A 1,004-nucleotide genomic window follows, 5' to 3' on the forward strand; every position below is an offset into this window, starting at 1 on the left:
GGCCCGGCCCGGCGCCGGTCACGGCCAGGCCGCGCAGCGCGTTGCGCAGGACGACCATGCTGGTGGCGGCCTCGATGCCGTGCCCGGCTCACTGCGGGACCCGTCTCGCACTATCTCGCCAAACTGCAGTAAACCGGAACCATCAGGTGAATGCGATCACCGTGTCACCCCACGCCTCCCGGATCTCGCGGTCGAGATCAGCGACGACGGCGTCGTGCTTGTCGATCAACAGTGTCGAGCGTGTATCGGTGTCATAAGTGGGCCACCCCGGAGCCGTACCCAGTTCGCTATCGGCCCCGATCCCGTAATCACCTGCAGCTCTGGCGAAATCCAGCCACCTCGTCTGCATACGCTCCGATACATGACGCGCCGCGCTCAGTCCTCCCAACTTGTAGGTGATGTCCCGTGCTCCGTGGTTGATGTTGCCGAAGACGTAGGCGAGTTCGGTACCGTGCGTCGCACCGATCTTCAGCGCCTTGAGCATCGGCGGCGCGTAGTCGAACCGGTACAACCACGTCGGCGCAATCTTGCTGTGCGCCTCGGCAATCCACAAGGTCGGCAGACGGAATCCGAAGTCACGGGTCAACCCGAGACCGGCACCGAGCTTGGACAGTCCCGAATACGCACCTTCGATCTGAGAATGATCGGGCAACTCGAACCCTGGATGCTCGTCGGCGATCTCTGCGAACATCGACGTGATCACGACGGGATCGATCGGCATCAACGGCGACTTCATCATCCGGAAGAGCGAAGACTCGTCCTTGTTGGTTCCGATGATCAGCGGAATCGGGTGTGCGTTGCCGTGACGGAACGCTCGCACCGGGTAGTCGGGGAGCAGATCACCGTCGACGATCGGTGCGAACGCCAGAGTTCCCGGTGTCTCCTGCGGAACCCGTGCGAACAGTTCGTCCGAAGGCCCGAGAAGGTCCTCGGCGGCAGTGGTTCGCAACAGCCCCAGATCGGCCTCGCCGCCGCTGAAGATCTCGAGAAACAGCTTCGCGACG

At 62.9% G+C, this 1,004-nt stretch carries 1 protein-coding gene; it reads right to left on the reverse strand.

Going from position 1 to position 1,004, the window contains the following annotated elements:
* Positions 1–142: 142 nt before the first annotated feature.
* Positions 143–1,004: carboxylesterase family protein (locus ABT116_RS50710; protein ID WP_351648725.1), on the reverse strand; the 862-nt coding region annotated here is incomplete at its 5' end.

The sequence above is a fragment of the Streptomyces sp. NPDC002130 genome (assembly GCF_040296465.1).
Taxonomy (GTDB): domain Bacteria; phylum Actinomycetota; class Actinomycetes; order Streptomycetales; family Streptomycetaceae; genus Streptomyces.